General features: G+C 67.1%; 19 protein-coding genes and 1 other RNA gene. 14 read left to right on the top strand and 6 right to left on the bottom strand.

Annotated elements, in window-relative coordinates; translation table 11 throughout:
* Window positions 1–188 precede the first annotated feature (188 nt).
* Both ssrA and smpB read right to left on the bottom strand, forming a co-directional pair.
* Window positions 189–565: a transfer-messenger RNA gene (ssrA, locus tag HUS23_01595) on the bottom strand.
* Between the two features lie 146 nt (window positions 566–711).
* On the bottom strand, window positions 712–1191 hold the full coding sequence (gene smpB, locus HUS23_01590) for an SsrA-binding protein SmpB (protein ID QKT02604.1): 480 nt from the start codon (window positions 1189–1191) through the stop codon (window positions 712–714).
* A 103-nt stretch (window positions 1192–1294) separates the two neighbouring features.
* Between smpB and HUS23_01585 the strand changes: the two genes are divergently transcribed.
* The 3 genes from HUS23_01585 to HUS23_01575 are packed head-to-tail and all read left to right on the top strand — an operon-like array spanning window position 1295 to window position 3491.
* A complete protein-coding gene (locus tag HUS23_01585; protein QKT02603.1) occupies window positions 1295–2674 on the top strand; it encodes a sodium-dependent transporter in 1380 nt (459 codons plus the stop codon).
* 39 nt (window positions 2675–2713) lie between these two features.
* Window positions 2714–3157 (top strand): type II toxin-antitoxin system RatA family toxin, encoded by a 444-nt coding sequence (locus HUS23_01580; GenBank protein ID QKT02602.1) that lies wholly within the window; start codon window positions 2714–2716, stop codon window positions 3155–3157.
* Window positions 3144–3491, top strand: coding sequence for an RnfH family protein (locus tag HUS23_01575; protein QKT02601.1), 348 nt, complete (start codon window positions 3144–3146; stop codon window positions 3489–3491). Before HUS23_01580 ends, HUS23_01575 begins: the two co-directional genes overlap by 14 nt.
* 11 nt (window positions 3492–3502) lie before the next feature.
* On the opposite strand, the gene HUS23_01570 is transcribed toward HUS23_01575, so the two are convergent.
* Entirely contained in the window at window positions 3503–3880 is a 378-nt protein-coding gene (locus HUS23_01570) for an outer membrane protein assembly factor BamE (protein QKT04925.1), read from the bottom strand.
* A gap of 89 nt (window positions 3881–3969) precedes the next feature.
* On the opposite strand from HUS23_01570, the gene fur reads away from it, so the two are divergent.
* A complete protein-coding gene (fur, locus tag HUS23_01565) occupies window positions 3970–4389 on the top strand; it encodes a ferric iron uptake transcriptional regulator (GenBank protein ID QKT02600.1) in 420 nt (139 codons plus the stop codon).
* 175 nt (window positions 4390–4564) lie between these two features.
* Here fur and recN read toward each other — a convergent pair whose 3' ends face one another.
* Both recN and HUS23_01555 read right to left on the bottom strand, forming a co-directional pair.
* Window positions 4565–6250 carry a DNA repair protein RecN gene (gene recN, locus HUS23_01560; GenBank protein ID QKT02599.1) on the bottom strand — a complete coding sequence of 562 codons (1686 nt, stop codon included), beginning with the start codon at window positions 6248–6250 and terminating at the stop codon, window positions 4565–4567.
* A 112-nt stretch (window positions 6251–6362) separates the two neighbouring features.
* A complete protein-coding gene (locus HUS23_01555; protein QKT02598.1) occupies window positions 6363–7241 on the bottom strand; it encodes an NAD(+) kinase in 879 nt (292 codons plus the stop codon).
* 172 nt (window positions 7242–7413) lie between these two features.
* Here HUS23_01555 and hrcA point away from each other — a divergent pair, with 172 nt between their 5' ends.
* From hrcA to greA, 8 genes are all read left to right on the top strand, one after another.
* Complete coding sequence (gene hrcA / locus HUS23_01550) at window positions 7414–8466, top strand: heat-inducible transcriptional repressor HrcA (protein ID QKT04924.1); 1053 nt, start codon at window positions 7414–7416, stop codon at window positions 8464–8466.
* A gap of 70 nt (window positions 8467–8536) precedes the next feature.
* Complete coding sequence (gene grpE, locus HUS23_01545; GenBank protein QKT02597.1) at window positions 8537–9106, top strand: nucleotide exchange factor GrpE; 570 nt, start codon at window positions 8537–8539, stop codon at window positions 9104–9106.
* A gap of 102 nt (window positions 9107–9208) precedes the next feature.
* Window positions 9209–11149 (top strand): molecular chaperone DnaK, encoded by a 1941-nt coding sequence (gene dnaK, locus HUS23_01540; protein ID QKT02596.1) that lies wholly within the window; start codon window positions 9209–9211, stop codon window positions 11147–11149.
* Between the two features lie 184 nt (window positions 11150–11333).
* On the top strand, window positions 11334–12479 hold the full coding sequence (gene dnaJ, locus HUS23_01535) for a molecular chaperone DnaJ (protein QKT02595.1): 1146 nt from the start codon (window positions 11334–11336) through the stop codon (window positions 12477–12479).
* A 23-nt stretch (window positions 12480–12502) separates the two neighbouring features.
* On the top strand, window positions 12503–13327 hold the full coding sequence (dapB, locus tag HUS23_01530; protein QKT02594.1) for a 4-hydroxy-tetrahydrodipicolinate reductase: 825 nt from the start codon (window positions 12503–12505) through the stop codon (window positions 13325–13327).
* A 212-nt stretch (window positions 13328–13539) separates the two neighbouring features.
* The gene (carA, locus tag HUS23_01525) at window positions 13540–14670 is read left to right on the top strand and encodes a glutamine-hydrolyzing carbamoyl-phosphate synthase small subunit (GenBank protein QKT02593.1); all 1131 of its coding nucleotides are present in this window, start codon (window positions 13540–13542) and stop codon (window positions 14668–14670) included.
* A gap of 15 nt (window positions 14671–14685) precedes the next feature.
* Window positions 14686–17907 carry a carbamoyl-phosphate synthase large subunit gene (gene carB / locus HUS23_01520; protein QKT02592.1) on the top strand — a complete coding sequence of 1074 codons (3222 nt, stop codon included), beginning with the start codon at window positions 14686–14688 and terminating at the stop codon, window positions 17905–17907.
* A complete protein-coding gene (greA, locus tag HUS23_01515) occupies window positions 17904–18383 on the top strand; it encodes a transcription elongation factor GreA (GenBank protein QKT02591.1) in 480 nt (159 codons plus the stop codon). Before carB ends, greA begins: the two co-directional genes overlap by 4 nt.
* A gap of 13 nt (window positions 18384–18396) precedes the next feature.
* On the opposite strand, the gene yhbY is transcribed toward greA, so the two are convergent.
* Window positions 18397–18687 carry a ribosome assembly RNA-binding protein YhbY gene (gene yhbY / locus HUS23_01510; protein ID QKT02590.1) on the bottom strand — a complete coding sequence of 97 codons (291 nt, stop codon included), beginning with the start codon at window positions 18685–18687 and terminating at the stop codon, window positions 18397–18399.
* A gap of 94 nt (window positions 18688–18781) precedes the next feature.
* Here yhbY and HUS23_01505 point away from each other — a divergent pair, with 94 nt between their 5' ends.
* Together HUS23_01505 and rlmE are read left to right on the top strand one after the other, a co-directional pair.
* Window positions 18782–18997: a hypothetical protein gene (locus HUS23_01505; GenBank protein QKT02589.1), complete on the top strand. Its 216-nt coding sequence runs from the start codon at window positions 18782–18784 to the stop codon at window positions 18995–18997.
* Entirely contained in the window at window positions 18984–19604 is a 621-nt protein-coding gene (rlmE, locus tag HUS23_01500; GenBank protein QKT02588.1) for a 23S rRNA (uridine(2552)-2'-O)-methyltransferase RlmE, read from the top strand. The genes HUS23_01505 and rlmE overlap by 14 nt, the downstream gene beginning before the upstream one ends.

Below are 19604 nucleotides of genomic sequence, written 5' to 3'. Positions count from 1 at the left end.
TCGGGTCAGTTCCAGGGAGCGAGGCCGGAGCGAGGAATGGCCAGGAGAGAGTGGAATGTGGCCGGGAACGGCCAATTCGGGCGGCTGGCAAAGTCCGCAGGCGTTCGCAGGAACCCCCAATAACACGCGGGAACTGGCGCAAACAGACAAGAAAAAGCCCCAACTGATAACAGTTGGGGCTTCAGTATTGGTGGAGGCGGCGGGAATCGAACCCGCGTCCGTGAGTCCTACGCTGTCGGATCTACATGCTTAGCCGGATCTATTGTGTTTAACCGGCTGCTGCCCGACCGGCAGGGCGTGCAGACGGCGATCCCGGTTGGGTTTTAGCGCTTTGGCCCCAGGCGAGCCTCGGTCGCGATCTTGTGAGAGTCGACCCTTGAGCGGCCTGCTTACACAGACCCCGAGCGCACAAGCACGGCCTCGGTCAAGGGCTAGCGGGGCTTAAGCCGCTAGAGCGTAGTTGTCGTCGTTGGCAACTATGTTGGTTGCAGATTGTTTTACGAGGTGATCTGCACCTCGGCATGCACCTAAAGTTTCATACCCACGTCGAAACCATGTCGCCCCCGGTTTCGATCTCGCTGACTATGACAGTGTACGCCGCCGGCAAGTTCCCGGCCAGCGGAGAGTTCGCCGGTGCTAGGAGCCGGCTAGGCTCCGCGAAGCGAGGAGGGCGCGCGGCACCGGCAGCTTGTGCTGCGGGCGGCGTCCTGCCTAGCGCTGGCGCAACAGTCGCTGCTGGGCGCGATCCCAGTCCCGGTCGCGCTCGGCGGCGCGCTTGTCGTGCGCCTGCTTGCCCTTGGCGAGACCGATCTCGAGCTTGCTGCGTCCGCGCTTCCAGTACATGGCGAGCGGCACCAGGGTATAGCCGCGCCGCTCCACCAAGCCGATGAGCTTGCTGAGTTCCTCCTTGTGCAGCAACAGCTTGCGCGTGCGCGTCGGGTCCGGGTGGATGTGCGTGGAGGCCGTTGGCAGGGGCGTGATCAGTGCCCCCAGCAACCAAGCCTCGCCGTCCTTGACGATGACGTAGCTTTCGGCGAGCTGCAGCCGTCCGGCGCGCAGGCTCTTGACCTCCCACCCTTCGAGCGCGATGCCGGCCTCGTAGCGTTCCTCGATGTGGTAGTCGTGCCGGGCCTTGCGGTTCAGGGCGATGGTGTTGGAACCGTCGCCTTTTTTTGCCTTTTTTGCGCTCATGCGCGGATTATACCGCAGCGGCCGAATGCGACGGGGCTTCCGACGTGTTGAGGGAGCCATGGAGCATAGCCGACAATAAGCGCCAAAAAATCCGGGGGCTAAGGTGACAAAGCGCGTTTCCATCCACGGTCAGTGGTCGTCCCGCTGGGCGTTCATTCTGGCGGCGACCGGCTCGGCAGTGGGCCTCGGCAACATCTGGAAGTTCCCCTACATCGCGGGGGAGAACGGCGGCGGCGCCTTCGTGCTCGTGTACCTGCTTTGTATCGTGGCGATCGGGGTGCCGACCATGATGGCGGAGATCCTGCTCGGGCGGCGCGGGCGTCAGAGCCCGATCAACACCATGCAGAGCCTGGCCGCCGAGGCCGGTCGCAGCCCGCGCTGGCGGGCCCTCGGTTGGCTGGGCGTGCTCGCCGGCGTATTGATCCTGTCCTACTACAGCGTGGTGGCAGGCTGGGCCTTGGCTTACATCTTCCGTGCCGGCACGGGGGCGTTCACCGGCATCGACAGCGCGCAGGCGGCAGCGCTGTTCGAGAGCCTGACGGGCGACCCGCAACTGCTTATCGCCTGGCACACCACCTTCATGGCGCTGACCATCCTGATCGTCTCGCGCGGCGTGCGCAGCGGGCTGGAGAGCGCGGTGAAGGTGCTGATGCCGGTGATGCTGGTCCTTTTGCTGGTGCTGGTCGGCTATGCCCTCAACAGCGGCGCCTTCCAGCAGGGCATCCGCTTCATGTTCTCGCCGAACTTCGCCGAGCTCACCGCCACCGGCGTGCTGGTAGCCATGGGGCACGCCTTCTTCACCTTGAGCCTCGGCATGGGCGCCATCATGGTGTACGGCTCGTACCTGTCGCGCCGGGCCTCCATCGCCCGCACCACCTTCACCATCGCCGCGCTGGACACGCTGGTGGCCGTGCTGGCCGGTATGGCGATCTTCCCGATCGTGTTCGCCAGCGGGCTGCAGCCCGGGGAAGGGCCGGGGCTGGTGTTCCTGACGCTGCCCATCTCCTTCGGCCAGATGCCGTGGGGCGCGTTCTTTGGCACGCTGTTCTTTATACTGTTGGCGTTCGCCGCGTGGACCTCGGCGATTTCGCTGCTGGAACCCGCGGTCGCCTGGCTGGTAGAGACGGTGGGGTGGAAGCGCTCCACGGCCGCGCTGGCGACCGGCACCTTGTGCTGGTTCGTCGGCCTGGGCACCGTGTTCTCGTTCAATGTCTGGTCCGAGCCGCTGATCGGCGAACGCAATCTGTTCGGGATCATCGACTTCGTGACGTCTAACATCATGTTGCCGCTCGGCGGTCTGCTCATCGCGGTGTTCGCGGGCTGGGTGCTCGGCCGCGACGCGAGCCGCGACGAACTGGCGCTCGGCGACGGCCGCGGCTACCGCGCCTGGCGCTTTTTCGTGCGCTATGTGACGCCGCTGGCGGTCGGCATCGTGTTCCTGCATGTGGTGGGTGTGCTGGATCTGCTGGCGCGCCCGGCCTAGCGGCTGTTGGAGAACAGCTAGTCCGAAAGGGGTTTTGAGTTGACGACGATCAGCAAGTCGGCGCTGGTGCAGTACACGCCTGCGCAGATGTTCGCCATGGTGGACCGGATCGAGGACTATCCGGCCTTCATTCCCTGGTGCGAGAGCGCCGAGATCCACGAGCGACTGGAGGACGAGGTGCGGGCCACCCTGCGCATCGCGCATAGCGGCATCCGCAAGTCGTTCACTACCCGTAACCGGACGCAGAAGGACAAGATGATCGAGATGCGCCTGGTGGAGGGGCCGTTCCGGCGCCTGGAGGGCTACTGGCGCTTCGACCCGCTGGGCGACAGTGGCTGTAAGGTCTCTTTCGACATCAGCTTCGAGTTCTCCAGCCGGCTGGTCGGACTGGTGTTCGGGCCGGTGTTCAGCCAGATCGCGAACACCCTGGTGGACGTGTTCATCCGTCGCGCGCACCAGGTGTACGGCAATGAGCGCGGCTGAGGTCGAGGAGATCGCGGTCGAGGTCGCCTACGCGCTGCCGCAGGAGCAGTTCCTGCGCGCCCTCGCGGTGCCGGCCGGGGCGTCGGTGGAGGCGGCGATACGCGCCTCGGGGGTGCTCGAGCAGTATCCCGACATCGACTTGAAGAAGAACAAGGTCGGCATCTTCGGCAAGCTCACCAAGCTCGACAAGCCCGTGCGGGCGGGCGACCGGGTGGAGATCTACCGTCCGCTGATCGCCGATCCCAAGGCCGTCCGCGCGCAACGCGCCGCCGAGGGCAAGCGCATGAAGAAGGGCGGGGGCGATCTCGAGCCGGAGGACAGCGCGAAGGACTGACGTTCGCGCCGCTATGGGTGCTCGGGGGGGCGCTCGGGGGGGCGCTCGGGGGCGATGCGCTCCTCGATGCGCGCCAGGCGCCCCTGCTCGAAGTACAGCACCACGTGCGCCTGCTTCTGGCGCTCGCCGCGGGTGAGGACATATGAGGGGTAATCCCAGCGGCTGCCCCGGAAGGGGTCGACCAACAGCGGGCTGCCCATGATGTAGAGCACTTGCTGCTCGTCCATGCCGGGGCGCAGCTGCTCGACCATCTCGGCCGTCACGATGTTGCCCTGCGGGACTTCGAGGCGATGTGGCGTGCAGGCGGCCATCAGCGGCAGCAGGACGAGCAGGCCATAAATGAGAAGCTTTTGCATCTGCGGGGAGTTGGTTAACATAGGCGCTGGCATCATACCTGATCGGGGGAGCGCGCAGCTATCGGCGCTGCCCACAGGCGGGACCAATTCTTTCCCCACGGCCGCATCCCGCGAGGCGCGACATGCAGACTCAAGATCTCAAGAAGGCGGGGCTCAAGGCGACCCTGCCGCGACTCAAGATCCTCCAGATGCTGGAGAGCAGTGAGACGCGCCACCTCAGCGCCGAGGACATCTACAAGGCGCTGCTGGAATCGGGCGAGGAGGTCGGCCTGGCCACCGTGTACCGCGTGCTGACGCAGTTCGAATCGGCGGGGCTGGTCAGCCGCCTGCACTTCGAAGGCGGCCATTCGGTGTTCGAGCTCAACCAGGGGGAGCACCACGACCACATCGTGTGCGTGAAGTGCGGCCGGGTGGATGAGTTCATGGACGAGACCATCGAGGCGCGCCAGCGTCACATCGCCGAGAAGGCGGGTTACGCGATGACCGACCACAGCCTGTACATCTACGGCATCTGCCCCGACTGCCAGGCCGACAACCGCTGACACGCCGGGGATCGGCGCCTGGGGTGCGATAAACGCCCCGCAACCGCTTTACGGTCTGCGCACTGCGCCGCGGGGCATGCGCCACCGGCTCGCACATGGCGCGCCAGCCGCGATCAGCGCCGCTGGCGCATTGCGCTGCGCTTAATGCGCCCCACCGTGTTTGATGGCGCCGGCGTCAGGCCGGCAGCGGCTCGCCGGCGCGCTCGATCATCTCCCGCGCGTGGGCGCGGGTCTGCGCGGTGATGGCGACCCCGCCCAGCATGCGCGCGATTTCCTCCACTCGCGCGTCCTCGTCCAGCGCCTCGATGGCCGTGAGCGTGAGGCCTTCCGCGGTCTGCTTGCGTACCTGCAGGTGGTGATGGGCGAGCGCCGCCACCTGCGGCAGGTGGGTGACGCACAGCACCTGACGGCCCGATCCCAGGCCGCGCAGCTGCCGCCCGACGATCTCCGCCACGCCGCCGCCGATACCCACATCCACCTCGTCGAACACCAGGGTGGGGATGCGTGCGCTGTGCGCCGCCACCACCTGGATGGCCAAGCTGATACGCGACAGCTCGCCGCCGGAGGCCACCTTGGCGAGGGGGCGCGGCGGCTGGCCCGCGTTGGCGCTGACATCGAACACCACCCGCTCGGCCCCGTGCGGGGCGTAGTCGCCATCCTCGCGGGCATCAAGGCGCACGGCGAACACGCCGCCGGCCATGCCGAGCCCCTGCATGTGCTCGCTCACCGCCGCGCCCATGCGCTTGGCGGCGCGGGCGCGGCTGGCGCTCAGCCGTTTGGCGGCCTCGCGATAGTGCGTCTGGGCCTCGCCGAGGCGCTGTGCGAGGACCTCCTCGTGGGCCTCGGCATTCTCGATCGCGTCCAAACCGGTGCGCAGCGACACGAGGAGTGCGGGCAACGCTGCGGGTTCGGCGCGGTGTTTGCGCGCCAGATCGTGAATCGCGCCGAGGCGCTGCTCGACCTGCGCCAGGCGCGCGGGGTCGAACTCGACACCCGTGGCGTAGTGGCGCAGCTCGGCCGCGGCCTCCTGCGCTTGAATCAGGGCGCCGTCGAGCAGCTCCAGGCAGGGCCGCAGGCGCGCGTCGAACTCCAGCACGCCCTCCAGGGCGCGGCGTGCCTGCCCGAGCAGGGCCGCGGCGCTCGCCTCCTCGCTGTCCTCCAGGCGCGCCAGGGCACCTTCGGCGGCCTCCAGCAAGCGGTTGGCGTGGGCAAGCCGCGCGTGCTCTTCCTCCAGACTATCGAGCTCGCTCGCTTCCATCTGCAGTGCCTCGAGCTCCGCCACCTGGAAGCGCAGCAGGTCAAGGCGGTCATCGCGGCTGGCGCGGGCCGCGCGGGCCTCCTGCAGCGCGCTATCCGCGGCGCGCACGGCCTCGGCCGCCTGTGCTACCGCGGCGACCAAGCCGCCGTGCTCGGCGTAGTCGTCCAGCAACTCACGCTGCACCTCGGCGCGCAGCAGGGACTGGTGCTCGTGCTGGCCGTGCAGGTCGACCAGCATCTCGCCGACCTCGCGCAGTAACTGCACGGTGACCGGCTGGCCGTTGATGTAGCCGCGCGAGCGGCCGTCGCGGGAGACGGTGCGCCGCAGCAGGCACTCGGCGTCGGCGTCCAGTTCGTGCTCGGCGAGCCAGTTCTGCACCGCCGTCAGCGCGTCCACGCGAAACCCCACGCTGACCTCGGCGCGCTCGGCGCCGTGGCGCACCAAACCGGCATCGGCCCGGTCGCCGAGCGCCAGGCCGAGCGCGTCGAGCAGGATAGACTTACCCGCCCCGGTTTCGCCGGTCAGCACGGTCATGCCCGGGTGGAACTCCAGCTCCAGGGCGTCCACGATGGCGATGTTGCGGATGTGGATGTGGGTCAGCATGCGTGTGCTGCGGCCTCGCAGGGGGCGGGCGTCGCCCGTGGCGTCTTCTGCGCGGCGCTCAAAGCCGCTTGTTTTATCGCGGCCCTCAAAGCCGCTTGTTCTACCGCGGCGCTCATAGCCGCTCGCTCCAGCGCAGCTTGGCGCGCAGGATGTCGTAATGGTTGTGGGTCGCGGGGTGGAGTAGGCGGATCGCGTGCGACTTCTTCGCCACCTTCACGCGATCGCCGGCCAGCAGGCCGAGGTTGATCTGCCCGTCGCAGGTCACCTGCGCGTGGGCCTGACTGCCGTCCTTCACCACGATCTCGATGCGGCTGTCGGCCGCCACCACGATGGGGCGGTTGCTCATCGAATGCGGGCAGATGGGCACCAGCACCAACGCATCCAGTGCGGGATGCAGGATGGGCCCGCCGCCCGAGAGGGCATAGGCGGTGGAGCCCGTCGGGGTTGAGACGATCAGGCCGTCGGCGCGCATGGTGTACACGAACTGGTCCTCGATGTAGACCTCCAGTTCGAGCATGCGGGCCACTTCCCACTTGTGCACCACCACGTCGTTCAGGGCGTCGCTCGCGCTGATCGGTTCGCCGCCGCGCTCGATGACGGCGTGCAGCAACAGCCGCGACTCCTCTTGGTAACGCCCGGCCAGGACCTCGTCCAGGCACTCGGTGACGCGGTGGGGCGAGACGTCCACCAGAAACCCCAGACGGCCGAGATTCACGCCGAGCAGGGGCACATCGTGGTCGGCCAGGCTGCGGGCCGCATTCAACAGTGTGCCGTCGCCGCCGATCACGATGGCGAGATCGGCCTGCTCGCCGATGGCCAGGCGTGAGCACAGCTCGGCCGGCCAATCCTTGACGGATGCGGCGGTGTTCTCGTCGATCAGGACGCGCAGGCCGCGCGCATGCAGGTGCTGCGCCACGCGCTGCAGCATCTCGCCGACACTGGCGTCGCCGTACTTGCCGATCAGGCCGACGGTGGTGAAGTGGGTGGGCATCGTTCCTCCAGGCTGCGCGCAAAGTTAGCATGACCGTCGGGGGCCGCCAACCGGCGCTCACCTTGACTTCACAGGGGGGCATTGATACTTTGGCATTAGCACTCGATGCGGGGGAGTGCTAGCGGGGCTCGGGCCTTTTCCTCACTGTCTTCTCAGAAGCTTACAGGATTCTATCGTGGCAAAGGAGACCGCTGCCATCGGCGAACGCGCCCAGCACCTGCTCAAGGCGCTGGTGGAGCGTTATATCCGCGACGGGCAGCCCGTGGGCTCCCGCACGCTGGCGCGCGACGCGGGTCTGGACTTGAGTCCGGCGACGATACGCAACGTACTCGCCGACCTCGATGACTTGGGCCTGGTGAAGTCGCCCCACACCTCCGCCGGACGGGTGCCGACGGTGCAGGGATACCGCTTGTTCGTCGATTCGCTGCTCACCATCCAGCCGCTCGGCCACGAGGAGATCAAGCGGCTGCGCAGCCAACTCGGCTCCGAGGAGCCCACGGATCGGCTGCTGAACGCCGCCTCGTCGCTGTTGTCCGGGGTGACGCGCTTGGCCGGCGTGGTCATGGTGCCGCGCCGCGAGCACGTAACCCTCCGCCAGGTGGAGTTCCTGCCGCTGTCGGCCAACCGCGTGCTAGTGATCCTGGTGGTGAACGAGCGCGAGGTGCAGAACAAGATCATCCACACCACCCGCAGCTATTCCGCCGGCGAGTTGCAGCAGGCGGCCAACTATTTGAATGCGGCGTTCGCCGGACGTCGCCCGCAGCAGGTGCGCGAGGACCTCATCCGCGAGATGGGTGAAAGCCGCGAAGGCATGAACTCCATTATGCGCACCGTCGTCGAGGTGGCGGGTCAGGTATTTACCGAGGAGCAGGCCAGCGGCGACGACTTCGTGCTGGCGGGCGAAACGAACCTGATGAGCTATACCGAGATGGCGGATATCAACACGCTGCGCCAATTGTTCGAGGCCTTCAATCGCAAGCGCGACATTTTGCACCTGTTGGATCAGTCGCTTGCGGCGGACGGCCTGCAGATCTTCATCGGCGAGGAGGCCGGGCGGGAAGTGCTCGAGGCCTGCAGCGTGGTCACCGCTCCCTACAGCGTGAACGGCGAGGTGGTGGGCGTGCTGGGGGTGATCGGCCCCACCCGCATGGCCTATAACCGCGTCATCCCCATCGTCGACGTGACGGCCAGACTGCTGGGCGCGGCCTTGAATCACGAGTCTTGAGCCCCCATAGCATCCGCACGCCCGGGTAAATGGGCGCGGAACGGTTTTAGTGCGAGCTTACGGAGAGCCTATGTCGAACCACGAGAGGCGGCCCGCGGAGGCGGCTGAAGAACGGATGGAAGCCGAGCGTCCCGCGGCGGAGGAGGCTGCCCAGGTCGAGGGCGAGGCGCCCACGGTCGAGGAGTTGGTACCGCTGCTGGACGATGCGCGTGCCAAGGCCGACGAGCATTGGGATCAACTGCTGCGGGTGCAGGCGGAGCTGGAGAACGTGCGCCGGCGCTCCGCGCGTGAGCTGGAGAACGCGCACAAATACGCCCTGGAGCGCTTCGTGCAGGAGCTGCTGCCGGTGAAGGACAGCCTCGAGCTCGGTCTGCAGGCCGGCGCGGAGGCCGAGGGCAGCGCCGCCAAGATCATCGAGGGCGTCGACCTGACCCTTAAGATGCTGGTCGCGGTGCTCGAGAAGTTCGGCGTGCAGGAGATCGACCCGGCAGGTGAGCGCTTCGATCCCGAGCTGCACCAAGCGATGAGCATGCAGGAGGCCCCGGGGCACGAAGCCAACACTGTGGTCATGGTGATGCAGAAGGGCTATCGACTGCACGACCGACTGGTACGCCCCGCTATGGTGGTGGTGGCCAAGTAGCGCGTATCGCGCTCGGACCCTTGAATTCCCCGGTCGCGGCCCACACCTAGCCCCCCAGGGCGGCGTGGGCGCTGCGGCCAAACAACTATCGGAGACAGGCATATGGGCAAGATCATCGGAATCGACCTCGGCACCACGAATTCGTGCGTGGCTGTCATGGAGGGCGGCAAGGCGCGCGTCATCGAGAATCAGGAGGGCGCCCGTACCACGCCCTCGGTGGTGGCGTTCTCGAAGGACGACGAGGAGGTCCTGGTCGGCCAGTCCGCAAAGCGGCAGGCGGTGACCAATCCGGAGAACACGTTCTTCGCCATCAAGCGCCTGATCGGCCGTAAGTTCAAGGACGATGTCGTGCAGCGCGACATCCAGATGGTGCCGTACAAGATCGTCGGCGCCGACAACGGCGACGCGTGGGTCGAGGCCAAGGGCAAGAAGATGGCCCCGCCCGAGATTTCCGCGCGCGTGCTGATGAAGATGAAGAAGACCGCCGAGGATTACCTCGGGGAGCCGGTTACCGAGGCGGTGATCACGGTCCCGGCGTACTTTAACGACTCCCAGCGCCAGGCGACCAAGGACGCGGGCAAGATCGCGGGCCTGGACGTCAAGCGCATCATCAACGAGCCTACCGCGGCGGCGCTCGCCTACGGCATGGACAAGAAGCGCGGCGACAGCAAGGTGGCCGTGTACGACCTCGGCGGCGGTACCTTCGATATCTCCATCATCGAGATCGCCGACATCGACGGCGAACACCAGTTCGAGGTGCTGTCCACCAACGGCGACACCTTCCTGGGCGGTGAGGACTTCGATATGCGCCTCATCGACTACCTCGCCGGGGAGTTCAAGAAGGAGAGCGGTATCGACCTGAAGGGCGATCCGCTGGCCATGCAGCGCCTGAAGGAAGGCGCCGAGAAGGCCAAGATCGAGCTCTCCTCCAGCCAGCAGACGGACATCAACCTGCCCTACATCACGGCCGACGCCAGCGGGCCCAAGCACCTGAACATCAAGGTCACGCGCGCCAAGCTCGAGTCCCTGGTGGAGGACCTGATCGCGCGCACCATCGAGCCTTGCAAGGTCGCCCTGCGGGATGCGGGCCTGGCGGCCGGCGACATCGACGACGTCATCCTGGTGGGTGGTCAGACCCGCATGCCCAAGGTGCAGGAGGCGGTGAAGGACTTCTTCGGCAAGGAGCCGCGCAAGGACGTGAACCCGGACGAGGCCGTGGCCGTGGGCGCCGCGGTGCAGGCCGGCGTGCTCGGCGGCGAGGTGAAGGACGTGCTGCTGCTCGACGTTACCCCGCTGTCGCTGGGTATCGAGACCCTGGGCGGCGTGATGACCAAGCTGATCGAGAAGAACACCACGATCCCCACCAAGGCCTCGCAGGTGTTCTCCACCGCGGAGGACAACCAGTCCGCGGTGACGGTGCACGTGCTGCAGGGTGAGCGCGAGATGGCGACCGCCAACAAGTCGCTGGGACGCTTCGACCTGACCGACATCCCGCCGGCCCCGCGCGGCGTGCCGCAGATCGAGGTCGGCTTTGACATCGACGCGAACGGTATCTTGAACGTGTCGGCAAAGGACAAGGCCACCGGCAAGCAGCAGTCGATCGTCATCAAGGCCTCGTCCGGCCTCAACGAGGACGAGATCGAGCGCATGGTGAAGGATGCCGAGGCGCACGCCGAGGAAGACCGCAAGTTCCACAGCCTGGTGAATGCGCGCAACCAGGCCGACAACCTGATTCACGCCACGCAGAAGTCGCTGGGCGAGCTCGGCGACAAGCTGGAGGCGGACGAGAAGCAGGGCATCGAGGCGGCCATCGCCGATCTGCAGGAGGCCATGAAGGGCGACGACGTGGCGGCCATCGAGGCCAAGACGCAGGCGCTCGGCGAGGCTTCGGGTAAAATGGCCGAGCGCATGTATGCGCAGGGCCAGGAAGGCGCCCAAGCCGGGGCTGAGCAGGCCGGCGGTGCGGAGCAGCCCGAGGCCGCCAAGGACGACGTGGTGGACGCGGAGTTCGAAGAGGTCGACAAAAAGGAAGGGCGCGGCTAAGGCCACTGCTCAGCGCCGTGGGCGCCGTCCGCAAGGGGCGGCGGCGCCGGTCAACTCGGGTCGGCGGCAGGCGCGGGGTGGCTCCCGCGCCTGCCGCCGTTGAGGGTGTCCGAAATCCAGTCGTTGTGCGCCGCTGCCCGGGCGGCGCCGCGCCACGCCCGCCGTAAAGCAAGCAGAGCAAGGCATGAGTAAACGAGACTACTACGAGATTTTGGGGGTCGCGCGCAACGCCAGCGAGGCCGAGCTCAAGAAGGCGTACCGGCGTCTGGCGATGAAGCACCACCCGGATCGCAACCCCGGTGATGCGGCCGCCGAGGAGCATTTCAAGGAAGCGAAAGAGGCTTACGAGGTGCTGACCGATCCCCGGCGCCGGGCGGCTTACGACCAGTTCGGCCATGCCGGTGTCGAGGGTGCCGCCGGTGCGGGTCCGGGTGGGTTCGGCGGCGGCGGGTTTGGCCGCGGCGGTTTCAGCGACATCTTTGGTGACGTGTTTGGCGATATCTTCGGTGGCGCGGCGGGCGCACGGGGGGCGGGCGTGTTCCGCGGCGCGGACCTGCGCTACAACCTCGAGCTCAGCCTCGAAGAGGCGGTGCACGGCACGACCATCAAGATCCGCGTGCCGACCATGGTGCCGTGCGAGATCTGCGGCGGCAGCGGCGCGAAGCCGGGTAGCCGGCCGACGCCGTGCGCCACCTGCGGCGGGCACGGTCAGGTGCGCATCCAGCAAGGCATCTTCTCGCTGCAGCAGACCTGCCCGCGCTGTCAGGGCACCGGCCAGATCATCTCCGACCCGTGCGGGACCTGCCACGGCAACGGCCGGGTGCAGGAACACAAGACCCTGTCGGTCAAGGTCCCGCCCGGGGTGGACACGGGCGATCGCATCCGCCTGGCGGGTGAGGGCGAGGCGGGCGAGAATGGCGGGCCGCCGGGCGATCTGTATGTACACATTCAGCTGAAGCCCCACCCGATCTTCACGCGCGAGGACACCAGCCTGTACTGCGAGGTGCCGATCAGCTTCGGCGCGGCGGTCCTCGGCGGCGAGCTGGAAGTGCCCACGCTGGATGGTGCCGTCAACCTTAAGGTGCCCGCGGGCACGCAGTCCGGCAAGGTGTTTCGCTTGCGCGGGAAGGGGGTGCGTTCGGTGCGTGGCGCGCACATGGGCGACTTGTACTGCAAGGTGATGGTGGAGACGCCGGTGAACCTGACGCGCAAGCAGAAGGCATTGCTGGAGGAGTTCGAGCGTTCCCTGGGCGAGGACGAGGGGAGTTACCCGCGCGCGCGCTCCTGGGTCGAAGGCGTCAAAAAGTTCTTCGAGGACATGAAGCCTTAGGCGCTGCCTAGGCGGGGGAGACCATGACCAGAATCGCGATCGCGGGCGCCGGCGGGCGCATGGGCCGCAGCCTGATCGAAGCCAGTCGACTGTTTGCTGAGCTGACGGTGGTGGCGGCCACAGAGCGCGCGGGGTCGAGCCTGCTCGGTACCGACGCCGGCGAGTTGGCCGGGGTCGGCCGGCTGGGGGTGCCGCTCGTCGCCGAATTGGGCGAGGCCGCGCCCTTCGATGTGTTGGTCGATTTCACCGGGCCGCAGGCCACGCTGGCGCACCTGGCGTACTGCCGGGCCCAGGGGCGACGCATGGTGATCGGCACCACCGGCCTGGACGAGGCAGCGCGTGCCGAGATCCGCGCCGCGGCCGCGGATACGGCCATCGTATTTGCGCCCAATATGAGCGTGGGCGTGAATCTGTGCTTCAAGTTGTTGGAGGTGGCGGCGCAGGTACTGGGCGACGACGTGGATATCGAGATCATCGAGGCCCATCACCGTCACAAGGTCGACGCCCCGTCGGGTACCGCGCTGCGTATGGGGGAGGTGGTGGCCCAGGCGCTGGGGCGCGATCTTGCGCAATGCGCGGTGTACGGGCGCGAGGGGCAGACCGGCGCGCGGCCGCGCGAAGTGATCGGCTTCGAGACCATACGCGCGGGCGATATCGTGGGCGAGCATACGGTCATGTTCGCCGCCGATGGCGAGCGCGTGGAGATTACCCACAAAGCTTCCAGCCGCCTGACCTTCGCGCGCGGTGCGCTGCGGGCGGCGGCCTGGCTGATGGGACGCCCGGCCGGCCTGTACGATATGCAGGACGTGCTCGGGCTGCGCGAGCGAGTCGGCAACGTGACACCTTGAGGGCGCTGCCGGTATAATGTCTGGCGCACCGGGGCTTGTGGCGGCCTCGGTTTCCGGGCGCCCAAGGTGGGGCGCGGACACGCGGAGCATGAATCACGGCGTCGACCGAAGCGCGGAGCGGTCGGCGCCGATCCGGGACGCCCAGGCGTTCCTACAAAGCGGGAGGAGTCGCAAGACGACCTCCCGCTTTGCACATCTGACGGGAGGTATTCTTGAGCAAGCCCGCCCTGTTAGCGCTAGAGGATGGCACGCTGTTTCGGGGCGTGTCGATCGGCATCGATGGGCAGACCGTCGGCGAGGTGGTGTTCAACACCGCCATGACGGGTTACCAGGAGATTCTGACCGATCCTTCCTACAGCAAGCAGATCGTCACCCTGACCTATCCTCATATCGGCAACACCGGTGCCAACGAGCAGGATTGCGAGGCCCCCAACGTCATGGCGGCCGGTCTGGTGATCCGTGATCTGCCGCCGCTCGCGAGCAACTGGCGGGCGGACTATTCGCTGCCGGAGTATCTGCGGGCGCAGGGCGTGGTCGGCATCGCCGACATCGACACCCGCAAGTTGACGCGTCTGCTGCGCGAGAAGGGCGCGCAGAACGGCTGCATCGTGGCGGGCGAGGCGGTGGATGCCGATGCCGCGCTGGCGGCGGCGCGCGCCTTCCCGGGGTTGAAGGGGATGGACCTCGCGCAGCAAGTCTGTTGCCAGGAACCCTACCCGTGGACCGAAGGCACGTGGTCGCTGGAGGAGGGGGTGCACCAGCCCCGGGACTTTCCTCATCACGTGGTGGCTTACGACTACGGCATCAAGCGAAACATCCTGCGCATGCTGGCCGATCGCGGTTGCCGCGTCACGGTCGTGCCGGCCAAGACACCCGTTGCCGACGTGCTCAAGCTCGACCCCGCGGGCGTGTTCTTCTCCAACGGCCCCGGCGATCCCGAGCCCTGCACCTACGCCATCGAGGCGTGCGCCGAGGTCGTGGACCGCGGCCTGCCCACCTTCGGTATCTGCCTCGGGCACCAGATCCTCGGCCTGGCGTGCGGGGCGCGTACGGTGAAGATGAAGACCGGGCACCACGGGGCCAATCACCCGGTGCAGGAGGTCGACACCGGGCGCGTGCTCATTACCAGCCAGAACCATGGCTTCGCGGTCGACGAGGCGACCCTGCCGGCGAACCTGCGCGCCACGCACCGTTCGCTGTTCGACGGCACACTCCAGGGCATCCACCGCACGGATCGCCCCGCGTTCAGCTTCCAGGGCCATCCGGAGGCCAGTCCGGGTCCCCACGACGTGGGGCATCTGTTCGATCACTTCGTCGACTTGATCCGCAAGGCGGCGCGCTAGCACCGGCAAGGACCTATGCCCAAACGCACCGACATTGAAAGCATACTGATCATCGGCGCCGGCCCCATCGTCATCGGGCAGGCGTGCGAGTTCGACTACTCCGGCGCCCAGGCCTGCAAGGCCCTGCGCGACGAGGGCTACCGCGTGGTGCTGGTGAATTCCAATCCGGCCACCATCATGACCGACCCGGAGCTGGCCGACGCCACCTACATCGAGCCCATCGACTGGCAGACGGTGGCGCGCATCATCGAGCGCGAACGCCCCGACGCGGTGCTCCCCACCATGGGCGGTCAGACCGCGCTCAATTGTGCGCTGGACCTCGCGCGCAACGGCGTGCTCGAGAAGTTTGGCGTGCGGCTGATCGGCGCGAGCGAGCAGGCCATCGACAAGGCCGAGGACCGCGACCTGTTCCGCCAGGCGATGAAGAACATCGGCCTCGCCACGCCGCGCTCGGACGTCGCGCACAGCCTGGACGAGGCGCTGCGGGTGCAGGCCGAGATCGGCTTCCCGGCCATCATCCGCCCGTCGTTCACGCTGGGCGGCTCGGGCGGCGGCATCGCCTACAACAAGGAAGAGTTCGTCGAGATCTGCGAGCGCGGCCTGGACCTCTCGCCGACCAACGAATTGTTGATCGAGGAGTCCGTGCTCGGCTGGAAAGAGTACGAGATGGAGGTGGTGCGCGACAGCAAGGACAACTGCATCATCGTGTGTTCCATCGAGAACCTCGATCCGATGGGTGTGCACACCGGCGATTCGATCACCGTGGCGCCGGCGCAGACGCTGACCGACAAGGAATACCAGATCATGCGCAACGCCTCGCTGGCGGTGTTGCGCGAGATCGGGGTGGATACCGGCGGCTCCAACGTGCAGTTCGCCATCAATCCGGCCGACGGGCGCATGATCATCATCGAGATGAACCCGCGCGTGTCGCGCTCCTCGGCGCTGGCCTCCAAGGCCACCGGCTTCCCGATCGCCAAGGTCGCCGCCAAGCTCGCCGTCGGCTACACGCTGGACGAACTGCGCAACGAGATCACCGGCGGCGTCACGCCGGCTTCGTTCGAGCCGAGCATCGACTACGTGGTCACCAAGGTGCCGCGCTTCACCTTCGAGAAGTTTCCCCAGGCGGAGGCGCGCCTGACCACGCAGATGAAGTCGGTGGGCGAGGTGATGGCCATCGGCCGCACCTTCCAGGAATCGCTGCAGAAGGCGCTGCGCGGTCTGGAGACCTCGGTCGACGGGCTGAACGAGAAGGTCGACCCGAACGATCCCGAGGCGCAGGATCGGGTGCGCCACGAGTTGCGTTTCCCGGGTCCGGACCGCCTGTGGTACGTGGCGGATGCCTTCCGGCTCGGCATGACCATGGAAGAGGTGCACGAACAGTCGAGCATCGACCCCTGGTTCCTGATCCACATCCAGGAGCTGGTGGAGATCGAGCAGGACCTGCGGGGCAAGGCGCTCGACGCGCTGGATGCCGGCGAGTGGCGCAGCCTCAAGCGCAAGGGCTTTTCCGACCGGCGCATCGCCCAGTTGCTGGGCGTGCACGAACAGAAGGTGCGCGACGCGCGTCACGGCGCGAACGTGCGGCCGGTATTCAAGCGCGTGGACAGCTGCGCCGCGGAGTTCGCCTCCACCACGGCCTACATGTACTCGACCTATGACGAAGAGTGTGAAGCCGAACCGACCCAGCGCGAGAAGATCATGGTGCTGGGCGGCGGGCCCAATCGCATCGGCCAGGGCATCGAGTTCGATTACTGCTGTGTGCACGCGGCGCTCGCCATGCGCGAGGACGGCTATGAGACCATCATGGTCAACTGCAATCCCGAGACGGTGTCGACCGACTACGACACCTCGGATCGCCTGTACTTCGAGCCGCTGACGCTGGAGGACGTGCTGGAGATCGTGCACGTCGAGAACCCGAAAGGCATCATCGTGCAGTACGGCGGGCAGACACCGCTCAAGCTCGCGCGTGACCTGGAGAAGGCCGGCGCGCCCATCATCGGCACCACGCCCGATTCGATCGATCTCGCCGAGGATCGCGAGCGCTTCCAGCGCATGCTGGAGGGCGAGGGGCTGCTGCAGCCCCCGAACCGCACCGCGCGCGATCCGGAGCAGGCCGTGCAGCTGGCCGAGGAGATCGGCTATCCGCTGGTGGTGCGGCCCTCCTATGTGCTCGGCGGGCGCGCCATGGAGATCGTGTACAACGAAGAGGATCTGCGTCGCTACATGCGCGACGCGGTGCTGGTCTCCAATGACTCGCCGGTGCTGCTCGATCGCTTCCTGGACGACGCGATCGAGGTCGACGTGGACGCGGTTTGCGACGGCGAGAACGTCTTCATCGGTGGCATCATGGAGCACATCGAGCAGGCAGGCGTGCACTCGGGCGACTCCGCGTGTTCGCTGCCGCCCTATGGGCTGCCCACCACGGTGCAGGACGAGCTGCGCGAGCAGGTCGCCAAGATGGCCCGCGCCCTCAACGTGATCGGTCTGATGAACACGCAGTTCGCCATTCAGGGCGAGCGTATCTTCGTCCTGGAGGTCAATCCGCGCGCCTCGCGCACGGTGCCGTTCGTCTCCAAGGCGATCGGCGTGCCGCTCGCCAAGGTGGCGGCGCGCTGCATGGCGGGGCGTTCCCTGCCGGAGCAGGGTTTGACCGAAGAGGTCGTGCCGCGGTATTACTCAGTGAAAGAGGCCGTGTTCCCGTTCATCAAATTCCCGGGCGTGGATTCCTTGCTCGGGCCGGAGATGAAGTCCACCGGCGAGGTGATGGGGGTCGGGCGCACCTTCGGCGAGGCCTTCGCCAAGGCGCTGCGCGGCACCGGCATGAGCCTGCCCGTGGAAGGGCGCGCGTTCCTCAGCGTGCGCCAGGCCGACAAGTGCGAGATCGCGCGCGTGGCGCGGGATCTCGTGGATGTCGGCTTTGAGATCATCGCCACGCGCGGCACCGCCGACGTGCTCGAGGCGGCCGGGATCGCCTGTACCCGGGTGAACAAGGTCACCGAGGGTCGGCCACACATTGTGGACATGATCAAGAACGACGAGATCAGCCTCATCGTCAACACGACGCAGGGCAAGCAGGCGATCGCGGACTCGTTCACCATTCGCCGCAACGCCCTGAATCGCAAGGTGACGTATGCCACCACCTTGGCCGGGGCGCAGGCCATGTGTCTCGCGCTCAAGGGGCGCGAGGCGGCCGACGTGTATCGTTTGCAGGATCTACATCAGGAGTTGTTGGGATGAACGGCAAGGTACCGTTGACCGCCAGGGGCGCGGAGAAGTTGCGCGAAGAGCTGCAGCGTTTGAAGAGCGTGGATCGGCCAAATGTGATCAAGGCGATCGCGGAGGCCCGCGCACACGGCGATCTCAAGGAGAACGCCGAGTATCACGCCGCGCGCGAGCAGCAAGGCTTCATCGAAGGCCGTATCGCCGAGTTGGAGGGCAAGCTCGCCAACGCGCAGATCATCGACGTCACCACGCTGAACCCCAGCGGCAAGGTGGTGTTCGGCGCCACCGTGGATCTGGCGGACGAGGCCTCCGGCGCCGAGGTGACCTATCAGATCGTCGGCGAGGACGAGGCCGACATCAAGGCCGGCCTGATTTCGGTCAACTCGCCCATCGCCCGTGCCCTGATCGGCAAGGAGGAGGGCGAGGTGGCGCTGGTTCAGGCCCCCGGCGGGGAGAAGGAATTCGAGATCCTGGCGGTGCGCTACGTGTGAGCCGCTGAGGCGCTCAGGGCAGCGTGATGCGGGCCCGCTCGGACGACCGGTAGAAAGAGGCCACGTGGCCGATGCTCTGCACCAGTTCCGCGCCCGTGCGCTGTGCGATGTCCTCCGTCATGGCGCGGCGCGCCTCCCGGTCGGATGCGTTCACGCGTACCTTGATGAGCTCGTGATGGTTCAGCGCCGCGTCGATCTCCGCCACTACCGTATCGCTCACGCCCGCCTGCCCGACGATCACCACCGGCTTGCGGCTGTGGGCGAGTCCTCGCAAAAACTGCCGCTGTTTTTCATTCAATGCCATGAAACCGGAAACCTCTAACGTGGAACGGCCGGAACCGACGGAATCGCATAGTGTAACCGAGCGGCGCGGCACCTGGGCAGTGTCGGCAAGCCCTTTGAACGGGGTGAAGTTCGAGCTGGGGGTGATTCTCCTGGTAGCGCCCCTGGTGTGGTTGGTCGGCGGCCGGCTCGTGCCGGGCCCGGCGGAGCATCTCGCGCTGTTGGCGGCCTTTGGCGGCGGTGCGGCGCTGTGGCTCATTTGGCGCACGCGCCGGGCGATGCGTCGGGCGCTGGCGCGGGGTGCGGCGGGACAGGGCCATGGGACGCAGTAAGAGCAGCCATCGCTGGCTACGCGAGCATTTCGATGACCCATACGTCAAGCGGGCCCAGCAGGAGGGTTGGCGTGCCCGCGCGGTCTACAAGCTGCAGGAGCTGGACGAGCGCTACGGCCTGCTACGCCCGGGTATGACGGTGGTCGATCTGGGCGCCGCGCCCGGTGGCTGGGCGCAATACGCGGCGCGCCGGGTGGCGCCGCAGGGAAGGGTGATTGCGCTCGACTTGTTGCCGATCGAGCCCATCGCCGGCGTGACGGTGGTGCAAGGCGACTTCCGCGAGGAAGAACCCTATCGGGCGCTGCTCGATGCCCTCGAGGGACGGCCGGTCGACCTTGTGCTGTCGGATATGGCGCCTAACATCAGCGGGACCAAAGCGGTCGACCAGCCACGCGCCATCGCCCTGGCGGAACTCGCGCTGGAGTTGGCGCGCGAGGTGCTCCGTCCCGGGGGCGACTGGGTCGCGAAAACGTTTCAGGGCGAGGGTTTCGACGCGCTGGTTCGGGAGCTACGGCAAGGCTTCGAGCGCGTGGACGTGCGCAAACCGGCGGCCTCACGGCCGCGCTCGCCGGAGGTGTACCTGGTGGCCCGGAACTCCCGTTTATAG

It is taken from the genome of Ectothiorhodospiraceae bacterium 2226 (genome assembly GCA_013348725.1).
GTDB lineage: Bacteria > Pseudomonadota > Gammaproteobacteria.
The sequence above is the reverse complement of the archived record's forward strand: the minus strand, read 5'-3'. Positions and strand labels throughout refer to the sequence as shown.